This is a genomic window from Pedobacter sp. 01N416 (assembly GCF_056399685.1).
This window is the reverse complement of record NZ_JBFTRT010000555.1, coordinates 1-3,796: the sequence shown is the minus strand read 5'-3', so window position 1 is coordinate 3,796 and position 3,796 is coordinate 1. Positions and strand designations below refer to the sequence as shown.

Here is a 3,796-nt window from a genome sequence, read left to right as displayed (position 1 = left end):
ACCAATAAAGATTTAATGAAAGAAATCGAAGATGGTAACTTCCGTATGGATTTATACCACCGGTTAAATGTAATCAATATCCATGTTCCACATTTAACGGAGCGTACAGATGATATTCCGGTTATTGCACAAAACTTTTTAGAGAATATATGCAGTGATTATGGGATGCCGGTTAAGAAAATAAATGATACTGGTATGGCTGCTTTAAAGGCCTTACCGTGGACAGGTAACGTGCGTGAGCTACATAACATGATTGAGCGTTTAATTATTTTGAGCGATAAGGTAATTACCGAAAATGATGTACGTGCATTCGCTAATCCAGGCGGTGGTACAAACATTGGTGCTGCAACCAGTGCACAGATTGCAGGTGCTGGCGGTTCAAGCCTTGCTTTTTCTTTCGATTCGTTCAATAATTTTCAGGATTATAAAGATCATGCAGAGCGCGAATTTATCAAATTCAAATTGGAAAAAAACAACTGGAACGTATCAAAAACGGCGGATGAGATTGATATCCAAAGAAGTCATTTGTACAGCAAAATTGAAAAGTTTGGCTTAAAAAGAGCTGAGTAAGATCATAATAAGAAGTCAAGTTTTAAAAACTTGACTTCTTTCGTTTAATGATATTTCTCCTCTATTTATGAGCCACAACTACCCCATATAATCATTCTGCCTCATCAGCAATGCCCTGTATTTATTAAAGATTGCTGTTTTAGAAACGAAACCTAAATATTGGTTCTGCGCAGTTAATACGGGTAAAATCCATACATTATCTTGCTCCATCTTCTCTAATACCATTTTCAGATCATCATTTTCGGTGACGGCGTTCGGTGCAGGTTGTACCAAATAAGAAGCTAGCAAATTTTCCTTATCAGGGTGATTAATCATTTCGTTAAATAGCTCTTCTATGTAAATGATGCCCTTAAAATCGCCCAGTTCATCTGTAACAGCACATATATTTTTACGCGATTGCATGATCTCATTCATCTTAATCGAAATCTGATCATTCATGTTTAATCGAGGATAGGTTTTCTCGATCAAATACTTTAGTTTCATCTGATTTAAAACAGTCGTATCCTTATCATCATGCGATAACAGTTCTCCTTTATCCGCTAATGCTTTTGTATAAATAGAATGTTTTTGAGCGCTGCGGTTAATGGCATAAGAAATGGCAGTGGTAATCATTAGTGGTACCATTAAGATATATCCACCCGTAATTTCGGCAATCAGGAAGATGCCAGTTAAGGGAGCATGCATAATCGAGCCCAAAGCAGCTGCCATACCTGCAACAATAAAGTTCGAAACATTTAATTGCGCCAAACCAGATAGATTTACCACATAGGCAAAGATAAACCCGATTAAACCGCCCATAATTAAACTGGGCGCAAACGTTCCGCCGTTACCACCAGCGCCCAAGGTAACCAAAGTCGCTATCGACTTCATGAAAATAGTTACTACTGTAAACAACACCACTAAAGCCGGAATGGTATTGTAATCGGAGAAAATACTATTATTGATCACTGTTTGGTAATCGCCTTTTAACAGTCCCTTTATTGTGATATAACCTTCGCCGTAAAGTGTTGGGAATAGAAAAACCAAAACTCCAAGCATTAAACCACCCACAATAACTTTGGTATAAGGATGTTTTATTTTATAGAATAAGCCTTTTACGGCATAATTGGCTTTTGTAAAATAAATGGAGAATAAGCCTATAAAACAAGCCAGTATCACATAATAAAACAATGCATTCACCTTCCATCCTTCTGTAACCAAAAAGAAAAGTTGCTGTGTATAGAATAATCTTGCTACTACTGCAGCTGTTGCAGCCGATAATAAAAGTGGGATAAACGCAGGGATGGTAAACTCTGGTAATAAAATTTCGATAGCAAATACAATCCCAGCTACTGGGCTATTAAATGCTCCTGCAATACCTGCTGCTGCGCCACAGGCCACTAGCATGGTAATTTCGCGATAAGATAAGCCAAGTAAACGGCCAAGGTTTGAGCCTATTGCCGATCCACTGGTAACAATTGGCGCTTCCAAACCTGTTGAACCACCAAAACCTACCGTAACGGCTGCGGTAATAATCTGCGAATAAATATTGTGTGCTTCTACCTTGCTCGATTTTTTCGAAATGGCATAAAGCAATGGGGTTAAACCCGTTTCGAATTTAGTTTTACGGATAAAATACTTGATGTACAAAACCGTTAAGAAAATACCGATCATCGGAAACACAAAATACAGGTAGTATTTATATTTCCAGTGCCAATCTGATTGAAGAAATTCTTCGATGTGATGCGTTAGGCTCTTTAGAGCGGCGGCGGCTAATCCTGCTAAAACCCCAACAATTACAGCGAGGATAATTAAGAAATTACGGTTTGATATTTTAGATTTTCGGTACTGATTAACCTGATCAAGGTAATTTACAAATCTGATATACATCCTATTGTTTTTTAATAGAGGGCGAATGCCCAAAAGTAACAAAAACAACAAGAGAAGCCAATTTAAAGGCTTCCTTTATGCATCAAATTTATCCAATAACTTAATTAAGGTTGCGAAATCTTTTGGGTATGGTGCATCGATCACAATATCTTTGTCATCTAATCCTTTAAAAACCAGGTGCCTGGCATGTAATGCGAAACGTTTCATAATGGGTTGCTCCTCTTCGCCTTTGGTTAATTTATAACCTCTCTTAATTGACGAAAGAAAAACAGGTTTCCCTTTGTACATATCATCGCCAACAATGGCTGCCCTTTGTGTTGCTAAGTGAATACGGATCTGGTGCATACGACCAGTTATTGGCTTGCATTCAACCAGTGTATAATGTTTGTAGTATTTTAACGAATCGAAAATGGTTTCTGCTCTTTTACCTTCTGCCCTATCAATGGTTACATTTTTATTGCCATCGTTCAAAATCGGAAGATCAACGGTTAACTGATCGAAAATGACATGCCCATCTACTACCGCATGATAGGTTTTATTCACCTTTCTTCTTTCGAACTGCATAGAAGCATGACGGTAACCTTCAGGATTTTTGGCGATAATTAAAGCGCCAGAAGTTTCTTTATCCAAACGGTGACAAACCTGTGCATCATCGCTATACTGTTTGGCCAGGCGTAACACATTGGTGGATAAATACAGATATGGAGGAAGTAAGATTGGCGATAGTTTGACGGTTTTGCGCAGAGTTTCGTCTTCCTGGCGCATTTTGTCATTCTGAACGCAGTGAAGAATCTCCAAGACATAGAATGTGTTGTAAAATAAAAGCATCGAAAAAAAAGCAGAGGTATTTTAGCGGCAGAGCTAAAATGTAAGAGATTCTTCGTACCTCAGAATGACAGCATAAAAAAACACAGATTAATCATCAGAAAAAATCTGTGCTAATCTGTGTCTATCTATGGTAAAGCTATTTAAGAAAGCTCAAACTTATAACCTACCCCTTTTACGGTTGATACATAAGTTTCGCCTAATTTTTCCCTTAGTTTGCGGATGTGAACATCAATGGTTCTATTGGTTACTACTACCGAATCCTCCCAGATATTTTTAAGGATCGATTCGCGGGTATAAACTTTTCCTGGTTTTGATGCCAACAAGTATAAAAGTTCAAATTCTTTTTTTGCCAATACCACTTTATTACCGCCTTGAAAAACCAAATAGGCTTCACGATCGATTACTAAATCGCCAATTTCCAATTTGTTTTCAGATATTTCTTCTGTTCCTGTATTTCGTCTTAAAATTGCATTAATTCGGCTAACTAAAGCACGTGGTTTAATTGGTTTTGCGATATAATCATCAGCAC

The 3,796-nt window shown here is 37.6% G+C and carries 4 protein-coding genes; 1 reads left to right on the top strand and 3 read right to left on the bottom strand.

The features are described 5' to 3' along the window. Window positions 1-570, top strand: a 570-nt coding sequence (locus AC1DND_RS23475) for an AAA-type ATPase lid domain-containing protein (protein ID WP_477585006.1), incomplete at its 5' end; no start/stop codon positions are given. A 78-nt stretch (window positions 571-648) separates the two neighbouring features. Here AC1DND_RS23475 and AC1DND_RS23470 read toward each other — a convergent pair. The 3 genes from AC1DND_RS23470 to AC1DND_RS23460 form a co-directional block, all read right to left on the bottom strand. Next, complete coding sequence (locus AC1DND_RS23470) at window positions 649-2,439, bottom strand: chloride channel protein (RefSeq protein WP_477585005.1); 1,791 nt, start codon at window positions 2,437-2,439, stop codon at window positions 649-651. Between the two features lie 75 nt (window positions 2,440-2,514). Continuing rightward, entirely contained in the window at window positions 2,515-3,204 is a 690-nt protein-coding gene (locus tag AC1DND_RS23465) for an RluA family pseudouridine synthase (protein WP_477585004.1), read from the bottom strand. 203 nt (window positions 3,205-3,407) lie between these two features. Next, window positions 3,408-3,796 (bottom strand): response regulator transcription factor (locus tag AC1DND_RS23460; protein WP_477585003.1); only part of this gene is annotated, 389 nt, incomplete at its 5' end.

What these genes read in the sequence shown, in the direction of transcription:
- AC1DND_RS23470 (WP_477585005.1), bottom strand. Translation starts at nt 2,439, where the DNA reads ATGTATATCAGATTTGTAAATTACCTTGATCAGGTTAATCAGTACCGA.
- AC1DND_RS23465 (WP_477585004.1), bottom strand. Translation starts at nt 3,204, where the DNA reads ATGCGCCAGGAAGACGAAACTCTGCGCAAAACCGTCAAACTATCGCCA.